The organism is Rossellomorea aquimaris TF-12, assembly GCF_001648555.1.
GTDB lineage: Bacteria > Bacillota > Bacilli > Bacillales > Bacillaceae_B > Rossellomorea > Rossellomorea aquimaris.
This window is the reverse complement of sequence record NZ_LQXM01000025.1, coordinates 145252-169398: the sequence shown is the minus strand read 5'-3', so window position 1 is coordinate 169398 and position 24147 is coordinate 145252. Positions and strand designations below refer to the sequence as shown.

The 24147-nt window shown below is 39.0% G+C and carries 25 protein-coding genes; 12 read left to right on the top strand and 13 right to left on the bottom strand.

Annotated features, from left to right (window positions below; genetic code table 11):
* Positions 1-99: 99 nt before the first annotated feature.
* On the top strand, positions 100-231 hold the full coding sequence (gene sda / locus IQI_RS20260) for a sporulation histidine kinase inhibitor Sda (RefSeq protein WP_082892622.1): 132 nt from the start codon (positions 100-102) through the stop codon (positions 229-231).
* A 214-nt stretch (positions 232-445) separates the two neighbouring features.
* Here sda and IQI_RS07375 read toward each other — a convergent pair whose 3' ends face one another.
* Positions 446-1768: a short-chain fatty acid transporter gene (locus tag IQI_RS07375; protein ID WP_064092002.1), complete on the bottom strand. Its 1323-nt coding sequence runs from the start codon at positions 1766-1768 to the stop codon at positions 446-448.
* A gap of 362 nt (positions 1769-2130) precedes the next feature.
* Here IQI_RS07375 and IQI_RS07370 point away from each other — a divergent pair, with 362 nt between their 5' ends.
* Both IQI_RS07370 and IQI_RS07365 read left to right on the top strand, forming a co-directional pair.
* Positions 2131-2997 (top strand): Cof-type HAD-IIB family hydrolase, encoded by an 867-nt coding sequence (locus tag IQI_RS07370; protein WP_064092001.1) that lies wholly within the window; start codon positions 2131-2133, stop codon positions 2995-2997.
* A gap of 66 nt (positions 2998-3063) precedes the next feature.
* A complete protein-coding gene (locus tag IQI_RS07365) occupies positions 3064-4146 on the top strand; it encodes a PQQ-dependent sugar dehydrogenase (protein ID WP_231893396.1) in 1083 nt (360 codons plus the stop codon).
* Positions 4147-4222: 76 nt separating this feature from the next.
* Here the strand turns inward: IQI_RS07365 and IQI_RS07360 are convergent, their stop codons facing one another.
* The gene (locus IQI_RS07360; protein ID WP_064092000.1) at positions 4223-5017 is read right to left on the bottom strand and encodes an SDR family NAD(P)-dependent oxidoreductase; all 795 of its coding nucleotides are present in this window, start codon (positions 5015-5017) and stop codon (positions 4223-4225) included.
* Positions 5018-5261: 244 nt separating this feature from the next.
* On the opposite strand from IQI_RS07360, the gene IQI_RS07355 reads away from it, so the two are divergent.
* Entirely contained in the window at positions 5262-7649 is a 2388-nt protein-coding gene (locus IQI_RS07355; protein WP_064091999.1) for an immune inhibitor A domain-containing protein, read from the top strand.
* A gap of 115 nt (positions 7650-7764) precedes the next feature.
* Here the strand turns inward: IQI_RS07355 and IQI_RS07350 are convergent, their stop codons facing one another.
* From IQI_RS07350 to IQI_RS07320, 7 genes are all read right to left on the bottom strand, one after another.
* Positions 7765-8412: a TetR/AcrR family transcriptional regulator gene (locus IQI_RS07350; protein WP_064091998.1), complete on the bottom strand. Its 648-nt coding sequence runs from the start codon at positions 8410-8412 to the stop codon at positions 7765-7767.
* Positions 8413-8450: 38 nt separating this feature from the next.
* Complete coding sequence (locus IQI_RS07345; protein ID WP_064091997.1) at positions 8451-9467, bottom strand: ABC transporter permease; 1017 nt, start codon at positions 9465-9467, stop codon at positions 8451-8453.
* Positions 9457-10185: an ABC transporter ATP-binding protein gene (locus IQI_RS07340; protein ID WP_064091996.1), complete on the bottom strand. Its 729-nt coding sequence runs from the start codon at positions 10183-10185 to the stop codon at positions 9457-9459. The genes IQI_RS07345 and IQI_RS07340 overlap by 11 nt, the downstream gene beginning before the upstream one ends.
* 328 nt (positions 10186-10513) lie before the next feature.
* Positions 10514-11197, bottom strand: a complete 684-nt coding sequence (bshB2, locus tag IQI_RS07335) for a bacillithiol biosynthesis deacetylase BshB2 (protein WP_064091995.1) — start codon at positions 11195-11197, stop codon at positions 10514-10516.
* A gap of 38 nt (positions 11198-11235) precedes the next feature.
* Positions 11236-11583: a YojF family protein gene (locus IQI_RS07330; protein WP_064091994.1), complete on the bottom strand. Its 348-nt coding sequence runs from the start codon at positions 11581-11583 to the stop codon at positions 11236-11238.
* 209 nt (positions 11584-11792) lie between these two features.
* Positions 11793-12602 carry a pyridoxine/pyridoxal/pyridoxamine kinase gene (gene pdxK / locus IQI_RS07325; protein WP_064091993.1) on the bottom strand — a complete coding sequence of 270 codons (810 nt, stop codon included), beginning with the start codon at positions 12600-12602 and terminating at the stop codon, positions 11793-11795.
* Between the two features lie 156 nt (positions 12603-12758).
* Positions 12759-13109: a general stress protein gene (locus IQI_RS07320; protein ID WP_064091992.1), complete on the bottom strand. Its 351-nt coding sequence runs from the start codon at positions 13107-13109 to the stop codon at positions 12759-12761.
* Positions 13110-13254: 145 nt separating this feature from the next.
* Here IQI_RS07320 and IQI_RS07315 point away from each other — a divergent pair, with 145 nt between their 5' ends.
* From IQI_RS07315 to IQI_RS07295, 4 genes are all read left to right on the top strand, one after another.
* Positions 13255-14013: a DUF4230 domain-containing protein gene (locus IQI_RS07315; RefSeq protein WP_064091991.1), complete on the top strand. Its 759-nt coding sequence runs from the start codon at positions 13255-13257 to the stop codon at positions 14011-14013.
* A gap of 15 nt (positions 14014-14028) precedes the next feature.
* Entirely contained in the window at positions 14029-14703 is a 675-nt protein-coding gene (locus IQI_RS07310) for a uracil-DNA glycosylase (RefSeq protein WP_064091990.1), read from the top strand.
* Between the two features lie 436 nt (positions 14704-15139).
* A complete protein-coding gene (locus IQI_RS07300) occupies positions 15140-15427 on the top strand; it encodes a YwdI family protein (RefSeq protein ID WP_064091988.1) in 288 nt (95 codons plus the stop codon).
* 53 nt (positions 15428-15480) lie between these two features.
* Positions 15481-15852 (top strand): DUF423 domain-containing protein, encoded by a 372-nt coding sequence (locus tag IQI_RS07295; RefSeq protein WP_064091987.1) that lies wholly within the window; start codon positions 15481-15483, stop codon positions 15850-15852.
* Positions 15853-15901: 49 nt separating this feature from the next.
* Here IQI_RS07295 and gerQ read toward each other — a convergent pair whose 3' ends face one another.
* The 3 genes from gerQ to hemQ all read right to left on the bottom strand — a co-directional run bounded on the left by gerQ (position 15902) and on the right by hemQ (position 18332).
* Entirely contained in the window at positions 15902-16330 is a 429-nt protein-coding gene (gerQ, locus tag IQI_RS07290; RefSeq protein WP_082892632.1) for a spore coat protein GerQ, read from the bottom strand.
* Positions 16331-16377: 47 nt separating this feature from the next.
* Positions 16378-16800: a cell wall hydrolase gene (locus IQI_RS07285; protein ID WP_064091985.1), complete on the bottom strand. Its 423-nt coding sequence runs from the start codon at positions 16798-16800 to the stop codon at positions 16378-16380.
* Positions 16801-17588: 788 nt separating this feature from the next.
* Entirely contained in the window at positions 17589-18332 is a 744-nt protein-coding gene (gene hemQ / locus IQI_RS07280) for a hydrogen peroxide-dependent heme synthase (protein ID WP_064091984.1), read from the bottom strand.
* Positions 18333-18637: 305 nt separating this feature from the next.
* Here hemQ and pta point away from each other — a divergent pair, with 305 nt between their 5' ends.
* Positions 18638-19609: a phosphate acetyltransferase gene (gene pta, locus IQI_RS07275; RefSeq protein ID WP_064091983.1), complete on the top strand. Its 972-nt coding sequence runs from the start codon at positions 18638-18640 to the stop codon at positions 19607-19609.
* 130 nt (positions 19610-19739) lie between these two features.
* The gene (locus IQI_RS07270) at positions 19740-20579 is read left to right on the top strand and encodes a lipoate--protein ligase family protein (RefSeq protein WP_064092122.1); all 840 of its coding nucleotides are present in this window, start codon (positions 19740-19742) and stop codon (positions 20577-20579) included.
* A gap of 269 nt (positions 20580-20848) precedes the next feature.
* Here IQI_RS07270 and IQI_RS07265 read toward each other — a convergent pair whose 3' ends face one another.
* Positions 20849-21643, bottom strand: a complete 795-nt coding sequence (locus IQI_RS07265; RefSeq protein WP_197489722.1) for an RsfA family transcriptional regulator — start codon at positions 21641-21643, stop codon at positions 20849-20851.
* Between the two features lie 251 nt (positions 21644-21894).
* Here IQI_RS07265 and IQI_RS07260 point away from each other — a divergent pair, with 251 nt between their 5' ends.
* Together IQI_RS07260 and IQI_RS07255 are read left to right on the top strand one after the other, a co-directional pair.
* Positions 21895-22119, top strand: a complete 225-nt coding sequence (locus tag IQI_RS07260) for a DUF1450 domain-containing protein (RefSeq protein ID WP_064091982.1) — start codon at positions 21895-21897, stop codon at positions 22117-22119.
* 670 nt (positions 22120-22789) lie between these two features.
* Complete coding sequence (locus IQI_RS07255; RefSeq protein WP_064091981.1) at positions 22790-24091, top strand: HD domain-containing protein; 1302 nt, start codon at positions 22790-22792, stop codon at positions 24089-24091.
* Positions 24092-24147 lie beyond the last annotated feature (56 nt).

The window sequence follows — 24147 nt, the reverse complement described above, 5'->3', positions numbered from 1 at the left end:
CTACATCAGAAAAAAGAATTAATTTTAATTAAATCAGGTTTATCTGTCTTTCTAGAGGGTATAAGGAATTCATATCTAGGTAAGTCAGGGGATGTATAAATGCTGTCATTAACAAAATTAACAGAAGAGCAACTGGTAAATGTGTACCAACTAGCTCAAGAGGAAGGTTTGGAAGAAGAGTTTATCGAAATGATAGAAGTAGAGTTAGAAAGAAGAGAACAAAGTAAATAAAACATTTGAAGAACGTTCATTTCATATATACAGGCTGCTCTCATTTGTGAGCAGCCTTTTTATTTTTGAGTAGACTCTTTTCGTAAAGTTTTTTAGCTAACTTAGAAAAGAAAGTAGCAGTTGATTTCCACCCAAATCAACTTCCCAGAAAAGAAACAAAAACAACCTATTAAAAAATCCGCTTAGGTAAAGACTACCTAGGCGGATTTTTTTCTTATAAAAATAACAATCCAAGGGAAATAAAGATCCCACTAATAACAAGGATGATGACACAATATCCCATTATATCTTTTGCCTTTAAGCCTGCGATGGCTAAGGCTGGTAGTGCCCAGAAAGGTTGAATCAGGTTCGTCCACGCATCGCCCCACGCCACAGCCATGGCCGTTTTTGCCACGGAAGCATCCAGTGTTTGAGCTGCATCCAGCATAATGGGTGCTTGCACCGCCCATTGACCTCCACCTGAAGGAACAAAGAAATTAACAATACCTGCACTTAGGAAGGCGAAGAAATAGAAGGTTACATCATTTGAGATAGAAACAAAAGCCTCTGACATGACGACGGCCAGTCCAGATGCAGTCATCATTCCCATTATCCCTGCATAGAAAGGGAATTGAATAACAATCCCACTGGCTCCTTTAATGGCATCCTGAACCGATGCAAGGAATCGTTTAGGTGTCCCATGAAAAAGAATCCCTAAGAATAAGAATAGGAAGTTTACAATATTTAAATTGATGGCAAATCCATTTTGAATAAAGTAATAAAATAAAAATGCTATACCAAGAGCAGCAATAACGATGGATAAAACCATACTGTTTTCCATACGGTCAGCTGGTGTCATCGCTTCTTTTTCAAAAGATGCAGCAGGATAGTCCTCATCGTTTAAGATAGATGGATCTACAACAATCGTTTCTTTTTGTGAAGGCATAAGTATTCGGTTTAATAGAGGTAACACGATAAATAATGCAAGAACAATAATCAGGTTAAAGGCAGCAAAAATGGTATCAGTGGTCGGGATCACTCCGATCATATCTTGAAATGGATGATCTGGTGTAGCGATAGATAAAGGAATAGATCCGGAGAATCCCGCATGCCACACAATAAATCCTGAATAAGCACTGGCAATCAGTAAACGGTAATCGACTTCTTTTACACGTTTAGCCAGCTCTTTTGCAAATAAAGCGCCAATAACGAGTCCAAATCCCCAGTTAATCCAGCTCGCGATCATGGAAACAATCGTTACAATGATAATCGCAGATCCAGGAGATTTTGCGAAGGAAGCCAGGAAACCTAAGAACCGCTTAAAGAGTGGACTGCTTGCTAACACATAACCTGTCACAAGCACTAATACCATTTGCATGGAAAAAGCGAGAAGACTCCAGAATCCGTCGCCCCAAAACTGAACCATTTCCAAACTTGTACTATCAGTAAAAATAAGACCAAAACCAAAAACAGCCAAGGTTAATATGACGACAAATAAAAATGGATCGGGTAAATAACGTTGCATAATCTTGTTAGACAATGAAATAAGTGATTTCATCAAATTCCTCCTCTTCTGATGCTTTTAAAAATGGGTACTTCTCTATTCTTCTATAATGATATGTGAAAACCCTTTCATTTTTCCTGAAAAATGGGAATTTTTAATCGAACCACACAAATTGACAGGTGATTGTCAGGTGATAAGAAGGAGAATCTAGCTAAAATGGTGAAGAATCTTGCGGAATTGGATAAGTATCTTGCCAAACTGACTATTAATCTTGCCATTTTCCAAATGAACCCAAATTAAATTTATACATGAAAATAAATATACTGGATACAGTATTCGAGAAGCCTCTTCAGTACAAAAAAATAAAGTAATCATGATACAATGGCTAAACTACTGAGAAAGAAAGGTGTCAGACTATGATTACATGTATCGCAACAGATATGGATGGAACTTTACTTAATGAAAATCAGGAAGTGAGTGAAGCAAACAAAACCGCAATACTTGAAGCAGAAAGGCAAGGGATAGAGGTTATTGTGGCCACTGGGAGATCCTATGAAGAAGCCTATTATGTATTGAAGGAAGCGGGGTTATCCTGTGATATCATTTGTGCAAATGGTGCAGAGGTTCGAAATAAGCAGGGTGAAATGATTGATCAAGCAGGTATTGATACAGAAAAGGCAAAGGAAATTGCGGCAGCATTAAATGAGATTGGAATTTATTTTGAAATCTATACGGACCAAGGAACCTACACAGAAAATGTAGAAATGGGTATTGAACTCATCGTGAATATATTTACAACAGCCAATCCGAATGTTTCCGAGAAACAAATTCGTCAATCAGCCAGAGAGCGATTTGAAAAAGGTCATATAAAGCTAGTTGAAGACTATGCTGAGGTCATAGAGGACCCTTCTAAGCTAGTGTATAAATTTTTAGTCTTTTCCTTTGATGAGGATCAACTGGCACAGGCCAACGAAAAGTTGAGAGACATATCAGGAATTGCCATTAGTTCTTCAGGAAAAGAGAATTTAGAAGTGAATAGTATAGACGCACAAAAAGGTGTGGCTCTTCAAAAGCTTTTAAACGATAAGAATCTTTTAGCCGAGCATACTATGGCAGTGGGTGATAACCTCAATGACCTCTCTATGATGAAAGTGGCAGGGAGACCTGTTGCCATGGGGAATGCTTTAGACGAAGTAAAGTCATTTTGCTCATTTAAGACGGCTACAAACCAGGAAGATGGAGTGGCAAAAGCAATTCTAGAAGCACTCCAGCAAACAGTATAACGAGCACAAGATTGAATATCTCTCCGTTTGTCCATACTGGTGAAAAAACAAAGGGAGTTAAAACCTATGGGAAACTTGATGAAGATAGGGATCATGATGCTCTTACTAGGAGGACTCCTTTCATCCTGCTCAAGTGGTGAGGAGAGTGAAAGTGAATTTGTTAGTCAACCAAGTATAGAAGCAACAGTAATAGCAGACAGCCTTAAGATACCTTGGTCCATACAAAAGGCAGAAAATGATTTCTACTTAACCGAAAGGACAGGCACTATTGTAGAAATAAAGAATGGCCAAAAGGAAAGAGTGAAGGTACAGCTTTCCATGCCCTTAGCTCAGCATCCTGAAGCAGGGCTGCTTGGATTTGTTCTACATCCGGAGTTTAAGGAAAACCATCAAGCCATTGCTTATTATACCTACGAGGATTCTGATACACCTTATAATCGAATAGTGGCTCTAAAAAGAGAAGAACAGCAGTGGGTAGAGACAAAGGTTTTACTAGACAGAATTCCTAGTGGTCAACAGTATCACCATGGGGGCAGGTTGAAAATCGGACCGGATCAAAAGCTGTATATTACAACTGGAGATGCCACAAAAGAAGAAAAAGCCCAAGAGCTGACGTTTCTTGGTGGGAAGATTTTACGTATGAATCTAGATGGTACTAACCCAATAAATCAACCATTCAAAGAATCTTTTGTATATAGTTATGGACATCGAAATCCTCAAGGGTTAGCGTGGAATGCTGATGGTGTTCTTTATGGGACGGAGCATGGTCCTAACGGTTATGATGAAATTAACTTGATTGAACCGGGGAAAAACTATGGCTGGCCGCTTATTACTGGAGAGAAAGGTCAAGAATCTCTCGTTTCTCCCCTTGCCCATTCGGGAAAACCATCCTGGGCTCCTTCAGGTGCTGACTTTTGGAACGATAAGCTCCTATTTGCCACTCTTGCTGGCCAAAGTATTAAGCAATTCGATCCGGAAACGAAAAAAGTCACTGAACTTTTTAGTGGATTTGGTCGAATTCGGGATGTATTAGTAGAAGGAGATACCCTTTTCTTCGTTAGCAATAATACAGATGGGAGGGGAATTCCAAGAGAAAAGGATGATAAACTGTATAAAGTGGATTTGACTTCTTTTAAAAGTGAAGAATGAGATTAAAAGACCCTTATTGGACAGTCCAATAAGGGTCTTAGTTTATAGAGGTATATTCTGAACAGAATCTCGTCTGTTATCTCATCACACTTCCGCCAGAAATTTTTATGGATTCTCCTACGATGTTTTCAGCGGCTTCACTCAATAAATACACAATGGTATTCGCTACTTCATTGGGTGAAGTTAGTCGCTTAGAGGGAATGCTCTCTTTCGCAAGCTGTAATTGCTCCTCATAGCTTCGATTTTCTCTTTCTCCCTTTGATTTAATGGCATTTCGACCCATTTCAGTGTCTACATACCCGGGACAAATAGCGTTCACTCGAATATTGTTTTCGATGGCTTCAAGTGCGAAGGCTTGAGTAAATCCCGTTACGGCAAATTTTGAAGCGCTGTATGCACTGTTTCCATGGGTTCCCCTTAATCCGGAAAGGGAAGAGATATTTACAATAGCTCCATTTCCCAGCTCTTTCATTTGAGTATAAACCGATCGAGTGAGTTGAACTAATGAGAAAAAGTTTAGCTCCATAATCTCTCTTAATTCTTTTTCGGATAGGTTCTCAACGATATCTCCGCCACCGATTCCAGCTGCATTGACGAGACCTGTAATCTGACCATGTTTTTCCGTAGCACAGTCGACCAACGATTGGCGATCTTCCGCCTTGTTTAAGTCACCTAAACATATATATACATTATCAGTTAGACTACAATCCTCTTTTAATTGTTGGAGCTTTTCGTTGTTTCTTCCTGCTATTGTTACTTTAGCTCCAGTAGAAACAGCTACCTTAGCTGTTTCATACCCAATACCACCAGAAGCACCGGTGATAAGGATGTGTTGCCCTTCCAATAAATTCTCCTGAAAATAAAAACTCATCCTTTAACCTCCTTTGGTTATATATAACATTTACCCCCTTTACATAGAAAAAAACACGAATATGCACGAAATAACGAACGTTAGAAAAGAAAGGAAATTATCGTAAATTGTAACCTTTTCACATCTTTTGACTAGTTTTATCACTAGTATTTACAATATTCAGACTACTTGATATGATTCTCTCAGGTTGTTCACAAAAACGAACTAATCTATTAATCTATTACATTTTATAGGGGTGAACCAGTTGGGAAAGAAGAAGACGGCTTTAAAGGTTTTTTCGAGTATTACCGCTAGTACGATTGTTGCATCTACCTTATTTGCAGGAAGCTTTGCAGGCTCTACAACAGCACCGACATCTGTTGTTGCATCTACACTAGAATCAGCACCGGTAGATTTGAATATTGTGAATGAAGACCGATTAGCAAAAGCTCTTCAAGATCAAGGAATTATTCCAAAGGATGCCAGTTCCGCTGAAATCCAGAAAGCCGTTAAAGACTACATAGCAAAGAAAAAGAATGTGAAGGAACCCAAATCCCCGAAGGAGATAAAGCAAGATGAAATGGATCAAAAAGCGAAGGACTTTTTAACAAAGCAAAAAGACAAGCTAATGAAGCAGATTGAAAAAGGTCATGATAATTTCAAAAAAGGAAAACCAACTGGAATTGCCAAAGTAAACTCCGCTAAACAAGCCTCATATTATGGGGACGTTCGTACTGACAAAGTTCTAGTTCTCTTAACAGAGTTCGCGGACTTTAAACATAATAACGTGATTCAAGAGCAAGGGTACATGTATTCAGATGATTTTAATAAAGAGCATTATGAAAAATTAATGTTCGGAGACGAAGAATTTGAATTGTTTAATGGTGAAAAGGTAAAAACATTTAAGCAATATTATGAGGAGCAATCAGGTGGGAGTTACACATTGGATGGAACGGTGTCAGATTGGTTATCAGTACCAGGTAATGCGGCTGATTATGGTGATGATAATCCTAATGGAGGACATGATAACTTAGCCCCAAAAGGTCCGCGTGATTTAGTTAAAGATACACTAAACGCTGCAGTGGAAGCTGGTATGGACTTATCTGAATATGACGTATACGATTTATATGATCTTGACGGCGATGGAAATCAAAATGAGCCTGATGGGTTAGTGGATCACTTAATGATCATTCATGCTGGTACAGGACAAGAAGCTGGTGGTGGAAAACTTGGGGATGATGCGATTTGGTCTCATCGTTGGGTGTTGAATGGAGTATACCGTGTTCCAGGTTCCTCAACAGATGTGCCTTATTGGGGAGGTAAAATGGGCGCCTATGATTACACCATCCAACCTGAAGACGGTGCAGTCGGAGTATTCGCCCATGAATTTGGTCATGATTTAGGTTTACCTGATGAATATGACACGATTTACTCTGGAAATGGTGAGCCTGTCGCTTCCTGGTCCATTATGAGTGGAGGAAGCTGGAACGGTAATATTGCTGGGACAGCACCTACTAGCTTCTCACCTCAAAATAAAGAATTCTTCCAAAAAACGATGGGAGGAAACTGGGCAAATATCACTGAGGTAAATTATCAAGACATCGATAAAAATGGTGTGACCTCATTCCTTGATCAAAGTGTAACGAAATCAAAGAATCCGGGAATTGTGAAAGTGAATCTTCCAGCTAAAGAAGTGGAGGGAATTCAACCAGCCTTTGGAGAAAAGTACTATTATAGTACAAAAGGAGATGACCTTCATACGACGTTAGTATCTCCTGAGTTTGATTTGACGAATGCGACAACAGCTACATTTGATTATAAAACTTTTTACGATATTGAATATGATTATGATTATTTATTCGTTACGGCTGTAACGGCAAGTGGCGAAGAGGTTGAGCTTGATGTCATTGGAGATTATGATACTGATGGGGATACTCGAGCAGAATCAACAAAGGGTCAATGGATAGATAAATCGTATGACCTAAGTCCATTTGCAGGTGATAATGTGACACTTTATTTTGACTATGTGACTGATGGTGGCTTGGCTCTTGATGGGTTTGCTTTAGACAATGCAACCCTAACAGTAGATGGAAATGTAGTATTTTCCGATGATGCTGAAGGAGAAGAGAAATTTACCACAGATGGTTTCGTTGTATCGAATGGATTTGATGAAAAAGCTCATTACTATTATTTAGAGTGGAGAAACTATGCTGGATCCGATGAAGCATTAGCCTTCTCTCGTGGAGTAAAATACAACACTGGTTTAGTGGTTTGGTATGGAGATGACAGCTTTACAGATAACTGGGTAGGTATGCATCCTGGTGAAGGATTCCTTGGCGTGGTGGATGCTCATCCGGAGGCAATTGTTGGAACGAGAAACGGTAGTGGGTCTATCGTAAATAGTACTCGTTATCAAGTATCTGATGCAGCCTTCTCATTAGATAAAGCACCAGAATGGTACGTCGATTCTCCTTCTAGAGGAATCTTTGACTATGACGGTTTAGCAGGAGTTCGTGTCTTTGATGATTCGAAAAAATATATGAACGAAATAATCCCTGATGCAGGACGTGATGTTCCGAACTTCGGCTTGAAATTCGAAGTCATCGGTGAAGCAAAAGACAATACTGCTGGTGCAGTATGGATTCACAAATAGAATGGGGCTAGTCAACCTGAGAAGTTCATAGGGAAAAGAGGAGCACTGACTCCCCATGAGCTTACTTATAAAAAATAAGCGATCTTGGAGGTTTTCTCCAAGATCGCTTTTCTTCTTATTCCTTCCCAATCCCATGCATAATCATTTGAACCGTCATATCAATTTCCTTTTCATCGTTCCATTCTTCTTCAGGAAGAATGATATAACGTACGAATAATAATCCGAAGATACTGGAGGCTGAAAATCGTACAACGGCTATGGAAGGCAAGTCAATAACCTGCCCTTTTTCCTTATAGTGGTCAACTAGTGTGGTGAATTTTTCAACGATTTTCTGACCAATATGTTCTTTGAATTGCTCTTTTAACTCCGAATGAAAGGGAATTTCTTGAATTAAGATTTTAAATACCGTCATGTTATCCTTTAGAAATTCTTGACGGTTGATGATCATTGCTTTTAGAAAATCTTCATAGCGTTCATATTTTGCATCTAAAACTTTATTAATATCACGAATCACAAAGGGAGCAATAAGCTTTGCCATAGTGGGAGATACAATGGAAAGAAGTAAATCCTTTTTTGTTTTGTAATGTCGGAAAATCGTTCCTTCTGCCACGCCGGCTTTTTTGGCAATCTGGCTAGTAGAGGTTGAGGCGTAGCCTTTTTCTGCAAACATTTCAATAGCTGCCTCTACGATTTTTTGTTGTTTCTCCGTTAATGGCTCTTCCTGATCCAATAATTGCTTTAGGATATCATTTTGTTCAGACATGCTTAAACCCCTAACATCTTTAAATTCCTATTATTATCTTATATTTTACGGTATTTTTTTAGGGCTGCAACATTTAGAATCATAAAGAGTAGAGAGAACCCAATCAGTATGGATAGGTTAATCAATAAATGTTGAAAATCAAACCCTCTGATCATCACATCTCTTAGAGCAGCAGCTGCATAATAGAGAGGAGTGACACGGCCAATCCAGCTTAACCATTCGGCAATCGTATCTAAATTAAACAACCCTGAAAAGAATATTTGTGGGATGACAACGATTGGGATAAATTGCATCATTTGTAATTCATTTTTAGCAAAAGCAGATAGTAATATTCCAAGTGTGAGTGCGGTGAACGATAAGCTGACAATAATCACCAAAACATTTAAGAAACTGCCCTTCATCATCATATCAAGTACATAAATGGCATACCAGGATATAAATGAAGCTTGAAGCAGGGTCACGATACCGAACCCAATGACATAGCTGATCACCATTTCCCAAATTTTAATAGGAGTAGCCAGAAGTCTTTCGAGAGTACCAGTTGTTCTTTCTCTTAAGAAGGAAACGCCGCTTACTAAAAAAACAAAGAAAAAAACAAAGAATCCAAGTAAAACAGGACCAAAGGAATCAAACATTTCCATGTCTTTATCTCCATAAACGTACTCCACTTGATCCGATAGATTCATAGAATTTGCAGAGAAAAGCCCTTGAACTTTTTTCATTACGGCACCATTTATGGAAGGTTCACTTCCTTCAATGACAATGTGAGGCTCAGAAGGGTTTTCAAATGTGAGGTAACCATCTAAACTTCCACTTTCCACGTCATCTAACGCTTCTTTCTCATTCGTGTATGGTCTAAAATCGTCTGTATCAAGCTTAGCTTCAAGAGGCTTCGGTACATTTACCAAACCAACCTTTGCTTCATAATCTCCTGAATTAAAAACGAGTGAAAGCAAGGTGAGAATGAGGATGGGAGCTAAAAACATTAGAGCTAACGTACGTTTATCCCGGAAAAGCTGCTGAATGATTCGTAAAACAAACCCTTTAATTCTCAACTTGAACACCTCCATTCTTTAAAAATACATCCTCAATAGAAGTAACACCGTATTGGGTTTTTATTGCTTCTGGAGTATCGCTTGAAATGATTTCACCATTTTGAAGTAAACCTAATCGATCGCATCGTTCTGCTTCATCCATTACATGTGTGGTAATAATTAATGTTCTTCCTTCTTCTTTTAACTTGTGGAAGTCATCCCATATTTCCTTTCGTAAAACAGGATCAATCCCAACAGTCGGTTCGTCTAAAAATAAAACGTCAGGATCGTGTAAGAGAGCAATAGCAAGAGAAAGTCTTCGCTTCATACCACCTGAATATTGATGAACAGGCTTGTTTAAGTCCCTGAGGAGATCAACGGTTTCCATGACCTTTTCAATTTGATCTTTTCGCTTGTTTTTTGTCAGTCCATAAAGTGAAGCCATGAAAGATAAGTTTTCCTTCGCCGTTAGCTCGTCATAAAGGGCGTCGGACTGAGCCATATATCCAATCGAAGGATACAACGTTTTGGCTTTGAGGTTTTCACCCTTAAACGTCACTCTCCCGGAAGACGGTACTTCTAATCCGATCATTAACTTGATGAGAGTGGTCTTTCCTGAACCTGATGGTCCAAGCAGGCCGTAAATTTCACCTTTGCGAATGTTTAGAGATATCTCTTTTAATACTTCTTGTGAGCCGAATGACTTTGATAGCTCTTGTAGTTCGATAAGAGAATTCAACTGAATCACACCTTTCAAAGTTAGTGAGTGATTACTCACTTTTAATATAAATGGTTTTGGTTCATTTGTAAAGTGAGTAATCACTCACATATTAATTTTATTCATAGGTAATGTGAATAGAATAGACTCTAGTAGTAAAATTTGTGGATTTTTTAGAGGAGAAAGTAGTAGCTGATTGCAAGGAGGCTCACTTTCCGCTCCAATCAACTTTCTCAGCTTGAGTTTTTTTAAAAATTTTATATGAAAGCAGTACCTTTTTATAAAACACCATTTACAAAAAGTACATAGAATAAAAAAAGTACCTGGAGCACCAGGTACTTTTTCTTATTTATTCAACTTTGTCGTTGTCCCATTGATAGCTCCAGAAACGTTCGTTGGTGACCCACTTTAATGCTTCTGGATCATTTTGTTCAATGCCTTTTTCTAAATCTTTCAGCATCCATGCTGTTTGAGAGATATGTGCTCTCATGGCATCAAGTTTTTGATCTTTTACAGATGTAATATCAATTAGAATATCCGGTTTACCCAGCTCTTCTTCGCAGTTTTTTGAAAAAGCAAGGCAGTGTAGCTTTGGTCTGGAAGCCTTAGGCAATCGTCGAACTGCCCGAACGACTGCTCTTGCTGTTGCCTCATGGTCAGGATGAACAGAATAATCAGGATAGAAGGTAATGATAAGGGAAGGATCTAATTCTTCGATTAATCCTGTCACCATATTCGAAAGCTTCTCATCGTTTTCAAATTCTAGTGTTTTGTCTCGATAGCCCATCATTCGTAAATCTTTGATTCCCATCACATTTGCTGCCTTTTGCAATTCTTTTTTTCGAATGAGGGGGAGGGATTCTCTCGTTGCAAACGGAGGATTCCCTAAATTTCTTCCCATTTCACCGAGTGTTAAGCAAGCATAAGTAACAGGTGAGCCATTTTTCACATGAGTAGAAATGGTACCTGATACACCGAATGCTTCATCATCTGGATGTGGAAAGATAACAAGTACTTGTTTTTCTTTTTCCATTCTAAACGCTCCTCTTTTCTAAAATAGCTTTATCCGTATTAGTTAAATGGTGTAGAGCTGATTTGTAATGCCACAGCCAATTTCCCATCAGATCCGTGTCCAGCCAGGAGTAGGCGGTTTTCTTCGTCTAATTCGAAGTGAGTGAGTCCCTCAGCGTAAACCCAGCCTATTTCAATCTTTAAGCCTACGCGAAAAGGTCCGTCCCCAATGATCTTTCCGTGCTCATAGTTCACTTTTGCGTTGCGAATGTATGCTCCAGCTGAGAAAAACCCTTCATTAAAGTGGGAGGCATAGGCTCCATTGGTGGTTTCTAAATGTATATATACGTCCTGACGTGCAAATTGATTAATGATTCCTTGCACTTCAGCTAGTTTAATCGGTTCCATTCCATTTCCTCCTTAGGTACAGAAAAGACTCATAAGTATTATGTTCTATCTTACTAAAATATTTCTTTGAAAGCGAAAAGTCTGTTTGACAAATAAAGTGTCACAAAAAAGGTGCCAGGCACAAATGAAGTCATTTGTGCCTGGCACCAGAATTGGCACCAGAATTGGCACCAGAATTGGCACCAGAATTGGCACCTGATTTTAACTAATTATTTTTCAAAACGATTATACGCACCGTGCATCACGGGACCTACGTATTCATTTAATTTAAAGCCGTGCTTGATGGCTGCAGTAACAAACTTCTTCGCGTTTTCAACGGCTTCCTTTACACCTTGTCCGTTAGCAAGGTTTGATGTAATCGCAGCTGCAAATGTACAGCCGGCACCATGGTTATAGGAAGTTTCCACTTTTTCTTCCTCTAAAAGAGTGAACTCATTTCCGTCATAGAATATGTCTAAGGCTTTATCATGTTGAAGCTGCTTTCCACCTTTGATGACCACGTTTTTGGCCCCAAATTCATGAATTTTTTTCGCGGCTTCCTTCATATCTTCCACGGTTTTAATGGGACTACTTTCTGCAAGCTGACTTGCTTCAAAAAGGTTCGGTGTTACCACTGTTGCACGCTTCAAAAGGTGCTCCCTCATGGCTACGGTTGTTTCAGGGTGAAGGACTTCATCTTCTCCTTTACATACCATAACTGGATCAATGACAACTTTGTTTAAACCAAACTCATCGATTTTTTTAGCAGCCAGTTCAATGATTTCAACTGTACCAAGCATACCTGTTTTCATCGCATCAATTCCAACGGACAAAACGGTTTCCAGCTGAGCGTTTAATGTATCGATTGATAAAGGGTGTACATTATGATGCCAATGGTTATGCGGGTCCATTGTGACGACTGTTGTAAGAGCAGTCATTCCATACACACCGTGCTCCTGAAACGTTTTTAGGTCGGCTTGAATTCCAGCTCCACCACTTGTATCTGATCCTGCAATCGTTAGTGTTTTTTTCAATGTCATGAATTATTCCCCCTAGAAAATGTACTTAACTCAGGTCAAAGTCTCACTAAAGAATATAATAATCCCTGTAGGATTACAAATAGTCTACCTAGACTATTGAATACAAAAAAACGGACGTCGAAAAAAAGCTTCGACGTCCGTTTGGAAATTCATAAATTAGAAAGGCTTGGCATCATTATCTGTTGCTTCTTTAGAAGCGACGACAACGATTTTTCCTTTATCTAATTCTTCTTCATACGCATCTGCTTCTGCTTGATTCATTCCAACTGCTTTCATTTTTGTACGAAGCTCATCTCCGCGACTTTTAAACAGGTTCCCCATGGATTCAATGAGGCCTTGCTCCTTAACACCGATGGATTCAGTATGAGTGGCTTCAGAAATATCTTCTGAGCGATGCTTATCGTGAGCAAATACAAAGATTTCTTTTTTCGTAAATCCTTCATTTGTAAAGGTTTCGATTTCATTTTTAACGCCTACAACATTTTCTACTGTTTTTACTTTATACATTCATATAACCTCCAGTTTTATTATCTGTTCTTGCTCGTTTTTTTCCCGTTTGTTCGTTATTTAAACTTTCCAAAATATAGTAAAAATAAATAGTTTCCAAGATTCTACAATGTTTTTTATAATGGAAAGAAGGATGGTGAAGCACTTGAGTAATCAATATAGAAAATTGAAGGAAATGGAAACAATACTGGCAGAATTGAAAGCGAATGAAAGAGAAGCAAGCGCATCTTTGGCGGTTGATAATAGAAGAAGTAAACGATATACAACATGGAGGCTGGCGAAGTCGATTCTATCATTCTGGCGGAATCGAATCCTACTTATCCTTTTGATCTTAACATTGCTAGTGGGAGGAGCGACCATAGGAGTGTATACCTGGTTATCAGGTTCTACTTTTACAGAAGAGAAGGGGTCTTTTGTAGAAAGGATTCAGGAAATGAGCTCATTAGCAACTGCCCAAGGGTTTGTAAAAGCAGTTATTGAGCAAGAAAACAATCAGTTATTTGGGAAAGAAATAAATGCCAATCTCCCAGGGACGAAGAGAAAGCTCCTAATGATTGTTCCAGGAACCGTTTTAGCGGGTGTGAATTTACAAGAAATTGATAAAAACGATATAGTAGTGAATGAAGAGAAGAAAGAAATGGTCCTAACTTTACCGAGAGCTGAAATTCTACAAGATCCGTCAATTGATACAGAAAATGTAAAGACCTTTTCAGTAGAAGGGATTTTCAGAAGCGAAGTTGATTGGAATGAAGGGTTTGCTCTAGCTGAAGTAGCCAAGGACCTTATTAGTCAAGAAGCGATTGATCAAGGATTACTTCAAGCAGCAGAAAAAAATGCGGAGAAGTCGTTAAAAGGATTCTTTGATCAATTAGGCTACAAAGTAACGATAAAGTATCAAGACTAGAAAGGATGTCTAACATTGTCTACTAGAATTTTTCAAAACGATTGGGCGGACATTCTAAGAGATGAGCTTCAACAGGATTATTACCAAAAATTAAGAATATGGCTTATGAGAGAATACGAATCTAATAAAATTTATCCTCCCATGTATGAACTGTTCAATGCTTTTCATTACACAGCGTATAAGGATGTTAAAGTTGTTTTATTAGGACAGGATCCATATCATGGTACAAATCAGGCAGAGGGTTTAAGCTTCTCTGTGAAAAAAGGTGAAAGGATTCCTCCGTCCCTTCGAAATATGTATAAAGAGCTGCAAGCTGATATAGGATGTCCAATCCCTTCTCATGGATCATTAGTGAAGTGGGCAGAGCAGGGAGTGCTTCTATTAAATACAGTTTTGACGGTGGAAGATGGGAAGGCCCATTCTCATCAAGGAAAAGGTTGGGAAACGTTCACCGATAAAGTGATTTCTCTATTAAATCAACGAAAACAGCCTATTGTCTTTATATTATGGGGCAAACCGGCTCAAAAGAAGCAGTTCCTGATCGATAACTCAAAGCATAGAGTCCTAACTTCTCCACATCCAAGTCCGTTATCAGCACATAGGGGTTTCTTCGGAAGTAAACCGTATTCTCAAACCAATCAATTTTTAATAGAGCAGGGATTTGAAGGAATCGATTGGTGTATCGAATAGAAAAATGTATGTTTCACGTGAAACATGTCTTATTTAGTCGTAAAGTGAACCTCCGAATAATGAAAAGGGGTTTGAATTTGTAAGAGGAGGCAATTCGGGTGACAAAAGAGAAACAAGTAAACTGCTTTAAATGCCAATACTTTTATACAACCTGGCAGCCAGCTCACCCTCGAGGATGCAGAGGATACGGGTTTAAATCGAAGCTGATGCCCTCACTTGTTGTGTTTCAATCATCGGGAAATCCTTGTATGAAATTTGCTCCTAAATCAAAGTGAAGAGAAGAATTTGTCTTTATTTGCTATAATGATGAAATTGAGAAGTACATAAGGTTCTCGTGTCTTTCTGAAAAAGTGAAAAAACATGATAAAATAATAGTTGGTTCTGAAAAAGAACAATGAAAATTCGAAAACGCCTTAAACACGTAAGGAGGAAAAATGTGAATATCCCTCACCAATCGTTAATGAAAAAGATGGAGCATGAGCTAGGGAAGGCAAAATCAGCTGAGAAGTCCCAACAAATCAGGGAACATATCTACTCTATTAAAGCCCTATGTGAAGTGTTGTTAGAAGAAAACAATCAGGTTGGGACAAATTCTTTTCAAAGTCCTAAACAACCATTGCCATATATTCAGGAGTCACAGCCACAAAGGCTCGAATCGATTCCAAAAGAAGAGCCTCTTGAAACAGAGGACGGGGCAAATGGAGATTCCTTATTCGATTTTTAACCAGAAATAAAAGGTAATGACAATACACGAAGTACAGTACAGGAGGAAACATCATGAAAACATTTATTATTATTGGTGCTTTGAATGCTTTTTTATCTGTTGTCTTAGGGGCATTTGGTGCTCATGCATTAGAAGGAAAGATCTCTCAGAAGTATATTGATACGTGGAACACAGGGGTTCTTTATCAAATGTTTCATGCAATTGGAATTATTATTGTCGGAGTAATGATGGGAAATGTAACTCCTACTTCTATGTTATCTTGGTCAGGCTGGTTCATGCTTATTGGAATCATTTTATTTTCAGGAAGCCTGTACGTCCTAAGCTTATCTGGAATTAAAGTTCTTGGTGCCATCACGCCTCTTGGTGGAGTAAGCTTCTTAGTGGCTTGGGTTCTATTGATTGTCTTTGCAGCAAAAACATTATAAATCCTTTGAAAAAGTGTCCAACAGGTAAGCGTTGGACACTTTTTTTGTACTATCGTTGAGAATAACCTTGCATAGAGCCTCCTGCTCCATATGGATATTCATATTCAATTTCTTCATCAAATGTAATGTAATCTAAATAAATCATAGGAATTAAGTATCGAGTACCCGTTTCAGGATCACTTAAAATAATATGATCTCGTCCTGCGGCTTCGATGATTCCTTTAAAGATTTTTGCGTTCCATTCTTTGTTGTTTTCAAAAGTAGTATAAACCGTAGCTACTTTTCCTTTGTTTAATCGAAGGATGTTTTCGATGTAGGATTCTTCCATTGGAAGCATTCCTTGAACATTTTGAGAAGGTGCTTTAGCGTTTGTTGGCTGAGGAACCTGCATACCTCCACCTTGCTGCTGGCTTGGATAATATTGTCCTTGCCCTTGACCACCTCCGTAATATTGACCGTATGGATTATACCCTTGCATATAAGGGTTCTGTTGATTTGCCAAAACATCTACCCCCTTTTAATAGATTAATAAACTTTAGGACAATCACCTCTAGATGGTTGAAAGAAACAGTGGGACTTATATCGTCCAGAATTGGATTGATTAAACCATTGGCCGGGACAACTTCCTTCAGGACGGAAAAACCATAAGGAATACTGTGCAGGGTGATATCTTCCTCCTTTAATGGTTTTTCGGGCAAGGTCTATGTCTTTTTGTCTTGCTCGTTGATAGAAATATCCTTTTTGAGTCGCTTCAAATCCACCAGGACTTTGATAAACCATATCTTTAAGGGATGCTATTTTTTTAAAGTCCAGACAGTCAGATCGGACACGATTGACCCCCACGTTTCCAACCATCAACATCCCAAGCTGCCCATCCCCTTCGGCTTCAGCCCTCATCAATCGAGCAAGGAGCTTCACTTCTTTCTCGTTATAAGGAATAACAGCCATCTTCTCACCTCACTTTAGAAGATGCTTTATATCTCACTATTTCATGTCTATGTAGACGAGGGAGAATATATTCTTGTTTTTCTTTTGTCTTCTTGTCATAGGAGTGATTTCTTAATCAACTACACGTATCTTTTGAAAAAGCTCTATTCGTAATGATTATTGTGTTTTTTTATACATTAGTATCTTAATGGCTCTGTTAACCAGTATGTGCTAGATGGTGACCCAAAACTTGACTAACTGTTGAATTGTAAGAGTTTTTTTGTAATTTAAAGGAGGACAAGATAAATCATCGGTGGGTAATATCGATAAGATCTTTTACGCAAAGATTGTTATTTTTAACATGAGTACTGCCCGTTCTCTGTCAAACAGTGTGTGCTGGATGGTGGGGGGAAATGCTCCGCTTTCCGCGGACGCTCGGCCGAGCCTCCTCAGCTTCGCTTCCGGGGTCTGGGCACGACCGTACTTCCGCAGGAGTCTACGCAGTTCCCCCCACCATCAAAAAGGTAATTTCGTGACAGAGCTTAATAGTGAAAAATAATCTAATAGAAAATAAAATTTGTAGGACTTAACAGGGAATCAACACGGCTTTCTTTAAAGAAGTTGATTGGAGCGGAAGGTGCTCGACTCCTGCGGGAGAAGATGGACAGGTGAGACCCCGAAGGCTCACCGCCAGCCCCGCGGAAAGCGAGCATTCTGGAGCGGAAATCAACTACTACTTTCTTCTCTAAAATAGCAAAAAAAAACGACAAGCTAGTATCTAGCTTGTCGTTTACCAAGTATGTGGTTAATTACACATGAAGAAACTTCGCGATTCCTTCTTCTTTTAGTAGATTTCCTACATAGAATGCACCGAACTCACCGAAGCGTGCACTTACTTCATCAAAACGCATTTCATATACAAGCTTTTTGAATTGAAGAACATCATCAGCGAATAGAGTAACACCCCACTCATAATCGTCAAAACCAACGGAGCCGGTAATGATTTGTTTTACTTTTCCAGCATATTGACGACCAATCATTCCATGACTTCTCATCATATCACGGCGTTCTTCCATCGGAAGCATGTACCAGTTATCATTTCCTTGGCGACGCTTGTCCATAGGATAGAAACAGACATGATTTGCTTTCGGAAGAATTGGGTAGATTCGTTCTTGTACATATGGATTATCATATGGATCGCCTTCAGAAGGCATGTAGTTCCCAAGTTCTACAACAGAAACATAAGAGAATGTTGGAATCGTGAACTCAGCTATTTTTAGTTTGTTAAACTCATTTTCCAGCTCATTTAATTCTTCCATTGTAGGGCGAAGAATCATCAGCATGAAGTCTGCTTTTTGACCAACAATTGTGTAAAGAGCATGACTTCCTTCTTTTGCATCTTGAGTGCTGTTTAACTTATCTAAGAAACGGTGGAATTCCGAAATGGCTGTTGCTCTTTCCTCACTCGGAAGCATCTTCCAAGTTGTCCAATCCATTGCGCGAAAATCATGTAAAGAATACCAACCATCTAATGTTTGTGCCGGTTCTGCCATAGTAATCACTCCTTAAAGTACTTTTTCCAACTTTACTATATCATAGTTTGGCCACAGGGTAGGAATACGAAACACAAATGTCGTTAAAATGGCACAACTAATGGATAATGCAATGGATTTGAGAACACACTAAAAGGGTATGTTTATGGTACATAGTGGCTTATCGGGGTAAAAGTAGAACAGATGAATTTTTAGAAAACAAAGACTTTTAGTGTGAAATCGGTATCATTACTCCTTTTCCTTGAATTCCTATATGAAAAGAGTATTCTAAGATTGGATATGTATTAATCAAGGAGGTTCCTCTATTGAGTAACTTATTTACAACATTAACAGATAAAATTAAAGGCAAAGAATTAAAAATTGTTTTTCCAGAAGGAACAGATGAACGTATTTTAACTGCTGCTTCCCGTCTTGGACAAGACGGCATCCTAACGCCGATTGTCATTGGTCATGTAGAAGAGGTTCAGGCGAAAGCAGAAGAACTTGGTGTGAAGCTTGAAGGCTGTAACGTCGTTGATCCAGCATCATTTTCCGGTATGGATGAACTTGTAAAAGCATTTGTTGAACGCCGAAAAGGAAAAGCATCTGAAGAGGATGCAAGAAAAATCCTTTTAGATGGTAATTATTTTGGAACTATGCTGGTTTACACTGGACAAGCACATGGTCTTGTAAGTGGAGCGGCCCATTCAACAGCTGATACAGTCCGTCCAGCCCTGCAAATTATTAAAACAAAAGAAGGCGTTCGTAAAACATCTGGAGTTTTCATTATGGTGCGCGAGGAAGAAAAGTATGTATTCGCAGACTGTGCCATCAATATTTCACCGGATAGCCAGGACCTTGCAGAAATTGCGATTGAAAGTGCGAAAACTGCTAAGATGTTCGACATTGATCCACGTGTTGCTATGCTAAGCTTCTCAACAAAAGGATCTGCGAAATCTCCTGAAACAGAAAAAGTAGTGGAAGCTGTTTCAGTAGCAAAAGAAAAAGCACCTGAAATAACGGTTGATGGTGAATTCCAATTTGATGCGGCATTTGTACCCTCTGTGGCAGCTAAAAAAGCACCAAATGCAGATATTCAAGGAAATGCTAATGTATTCGTATTCCCAAGCTTAGAAGCAGGAAACATTGGCTATAAAATTGCTCAACGCTTAGGAAACTTTGAAGCTGTCGGTCCAATTCTTCAAGGATTAAATGCTCCTGTGAACGATTTATCCCGTGGCTGTAACGAAGAAGACGTATATAAATTAGCTCTTATTACGGCTGCTCAAGCATTGTAAATAATCAAAAAGCTGAACCTTTAGGGGTTCAGCTTTTTTAGTGTGCGGTCTCAGTCCCTTTTTAGCTCAGTCCTATTTTTGTGATATAATGAGCTCGCATGTTGAGAGTGAAGGAGAAAGAGATATGGAAATGGAAAAGGCGTATGCACTGCTCCGCCAAGAGAAGTGGAGAGTGATTGATCAATCGAGCTTAGGCCCGATGTTTGAGGCGTTACAGTCTTTCGCAATGGATGATACATTGTGTACAGCTGTTGGAGCGTCACAATCAGACCCGACTGCACGGTCATGGGTTCATCATCAAACGGTTGTATTAGGTATACAGGACACAAAGCTGCCGTTTCTCTCTGATGCCTTAAAGGTACTGGAAGAGGAAGGCTTTCACTATATAGTACGAAATTCCGGGGGATTAGCAGTAGTGTTAGACGAAGGCGTCCTAAATCTTTCATTAGTTTTCCCTGATTCAGAAAAAGGAATAGACATTAATCGAGGCTATGATGCTATGTGGCTTCTTGTAAAAGATATGTTCAAGGATTTTAACGTGGACATAGAAGCGAAAGAGATTTCAGAATCCTATTGCCCAGGAAGCTATGATTTAAGCATTGGAGATCAGAAGTTTGCAGGAATTTCTCAAAGGAGAATTCGGAATGGTGTAGCTGTTCAAGTCTACCTTTGTGTAAATGGGAGCGGCTCTGAGCGCGCAAGACTTATTCAACGCTTTTATGAGGTAGGCCTGCAGAACGAAACCTCGAAATTCACATTCCCTACCATAAAACCTGAAGTCATGGCCTCTCTCTCTGAATTGTTAGGAGAAGAGTTATCGATTCAAGATGTCATGCTTCGTTTCCTGCAGTCGTTAAAAGGGTTTAGTGGAGAATTTTACGGGAGTACCCTACAGGGTGAAGAGTACACCATGTATGAAACCTACTATGAACGTGTAGTTGACCGGAATAAGAAAGTACTAGGTGTTTAAACGTATTCATAATGTAATAGATGAGAAGCTGGACTTTAGTAGAAATGGAGTCTGGCTTTTTTTGTGGGAGCTTATTGTTCACAATTTGGCACAATATTTCTAGGCTCCGACCCAAATGTAATAAGAAGTGGCCCAATTATGCGGAATTCCGGCCCAAATCGGAGTCTAAGTGGCCCAATCGCGAGCTTAAAGCAGTTCATTCCCTCCTCATTGCAACAAAAAAACCAGCATACCCCTCATTTTAGCAAGGCACGCTGGCTTGGTATCACTTATTCAGCTACTTTTTCTAAATTTCCATTGCGATCCATTTTGAAGCGTGGTGCTTTGGCATCGTCTTCATCGAATAATACAAGCTTTCTTGCTCTGTTCATGATTTGCATAAGGGTCTCGTAGTCTTCCTGCATGGTGACCGTGTTATTTTCCAGCTCGTTTACTTTCTTTTGAAGCTCTTGATTTTCTCGTCTTATTTCAGCCAGTTCATGCTTTAATCTCTGATTCTCAATTTTTACAATATCAGAGTTTGTGTTCGAATGAGCTAAATTTTGTAGGAAGGCAATGACCTTTTCAAGGGTTACTTCTCCTCGTAAACCAGCTGGATTGACCATATGGGTTGTGGCTGGAGCTTGTGGTATAAATGTTTTCTCCTCGCTTACTTCTACATCTTGCTTCCCACTTGCTTGCTTCTCAGTCTCTGGAACATAGTCTTCATAGGAGAATTCCATTTCCTCATCAGCTTCAGACATTGATAGAGACATAGCATCTAAATCATCGAAGGAAGGTGTTGGTGGCTGGTATAATAGCTTCTTCTTGCCGCCTTGGTCTTTCCCAAGTAAACGGTGACGTTGCTTGCGTTGTTTCTTAGCTAGTTGAAGAGCTTTTTCGTATTGGTGACGAACGACAGCATTCCATCGAAAGCCGCATGCAGCAGAAGTTCGATTCAGCTTGTCTCCCACCTCTTCAAAGGCATTTAACTGTGTGCTGCCTTCACGGACATGTCGTAAAACGGTTTCTGCTAGTAATAAATCATTTTCTTCGGTCCAAGCATCTTGTCTAGTTTTCATCATCATAATCTCAACTCCCATAAAATAATTAAATGACTCGTTGATTAAAGGATGGTCAGTTTTATAGGTTTTTATACGAATATGTTAAAATTATTTTTTGTTCTACTAGTTTCGTTGTGAGAGTATAAATCCCACAACCTGGAAGTTGTGTTCTCTTGCAAAACATTGCAGGAAACTGTATTCTAGAAATCGGTGTTTAGAACGAAAAAATAAAGCAACATACCATTTCAATAGATAGAAAGGGTTGTGGACAGATGGCAAACGAATTTCGTGTTTGCGATGATTGTCAGGCCGTAAACCTAAAAACCTTAATTCCTAAATTAAAAGAGATGGACCCGGAGGCACCGATCGACATCGCTTGCCAGTCTTATTGTGGTCCAGGACGAAAAAAGACATTCGCTTTTGTCAATAATCGTCCAGTTGCGGCGTTGACGGAAGAAGAACTGATGGAAAAGATTCAGAAAAAAATAAAGAAATAGAGAAGAACTTCCATAAGGGGAGTTTTTTCTTTTTGATTGGCTCTTTTCGCAAGAATTGGTGTTTTATTAAATAACCTTCGCGATGCCTCTGTCAACCAGTATTTGATAGATGTTTTGGGGAACTGCTTCGCTTGCAGCTAGCGTTCGGCCGAGCCTCATCAGCTTACTTACGAAGGATTCTATGCAGTTCCTCTCATCATCTAAAAGAGTTTTTCGTAAAAGAGCTTATTGAGAAAAAACAAACGAAAGAAAAAGTATTTTTACAAAACAAGCAAAAATCGATCCCTACACATTTTAAGAAAATGTTGTTTTCTAGACGTGTTAGGAATTTATATTAGTCATATTAAGCAATCAACCACTACTCTCTTTTCAAAAACAACTCCATAGGAATAACACGTAAAGTTTTGGAGAAAATAAAAAATGGGTTTGTACATTCTTGTTAAAGGAAACTACATATCAAGTAGAGAACTATAAAAAGAGTACATATGAGACCATAGTCACAGGCTGATAAATATCTTTTGTCAAGGGGCGAAATTTTTTTGAACAGACGGAACGCTTGCTACTGATTGCTTATCAGCCAAATATCTATTTTTTTCGACAGATTTCGAGATGAAGATTGGAAAATAAGTCGCTATAATAGAAATATGCTAGTTTAGGAAGAGGGTAAAAAATGGAGTATGCCAAGCAGAAATTACATGAAGAAAAAGTATTTAAAGACCCTGTTCATCGGTATGTTCATGTAAGAGATCAGGTCATTTGGGATCTCATTGGAACGAAAGAGTTTCAGCGTCTTCGCAGAATCCGGCAGCTAGGAACTACCTACTTAACCTTCCACGGAGCAGAGCATAGTCGCTTTAATCATTCCCTTGGCGTATATGAGATTATTCGACGAATTGTCGATGATGTGTTTGCTGGAAGGCCCGAGTGGAATCAAGAAGAACGACTCCTTTCCCTCTGTGCTGCATTGCTGCACGACCTTGGACACGGTCCTTTTTCTCATGCCTTTGAAAAAGTTTTCCATTTGGATCATGAGTATTTTACCCAAGAAATTATTTTAGGAGATACAGAGGTAAATGCTGTTCTTCAAAAAGTAAAACCTGATTTTCCAAAGCATGTGGCAGAAGTCATTGCCAAAACTTATGAGAATAAGCTTGTTGTCAGTTTGATTTCAAGTCAAATCGATGCAGACCGGATGGATTATTTGCAACGCGACGCTTATTTTACAGGGGTAAGCTATGGTCACTTCGACATGGAACGAATTTTGCGAGTGATGAGACCTCGAGAAGATCAAGTGGTGATTAAACAAAGTGGAATGCACGCTGTAGAAGATTACATCATGAGCCGATATCAAATGTATTGGCAGGTTTATTTTCACCCAGTATCAAGAAGTGCAGAAGTGATTTTAACGAAGATTTTACATAGAGCCAAGGAGCTTCATGAAGAGGATTACGCTTTTAAACAAAGTCCTCTCCACTTTTACTCTTTATTTAAAGAAGAGGTGTCTTTAGAGGATTATTTGAAGCTGGATGAAGCGGTCATTATGTTTTATTTTCAAATCTGGCAAGAAGAAGAGGATCCGATTTTAAGAGATTTATGTAAGAGATTTATGAATCGGAATTTATATAAATATGTGGAATTTGATCCTGCAAAGGAATACAGGAAGCATAGTGAGTTGGAAACCCTTTTTAAAAAAGCAGGTATCAACCCGGAGTATTATTTAGTGGTGGACTCATCTTCCGATTTACCATACGATTTCTATCGTCCAGGTGAAGAAGAAGAACGACTTCCCATTCATTTACTGATGAGAAACGATGAATTACGAGAGTTGTCGAGAGAATCAGATATTGTAGACTCCATCTCGGGGAAGCGTCGAACAGACCATAAGCTATATTATCCTTCCGATTTATTATATGACGAATCATCAAAGAAAAATATAAAGAGACAAATACGTGCGATTCTAGAACAATCTTAGACGACCAGCAGCCAATTGAGGATCTTACAAACGTAATACAGGAGTAGGAGATGACG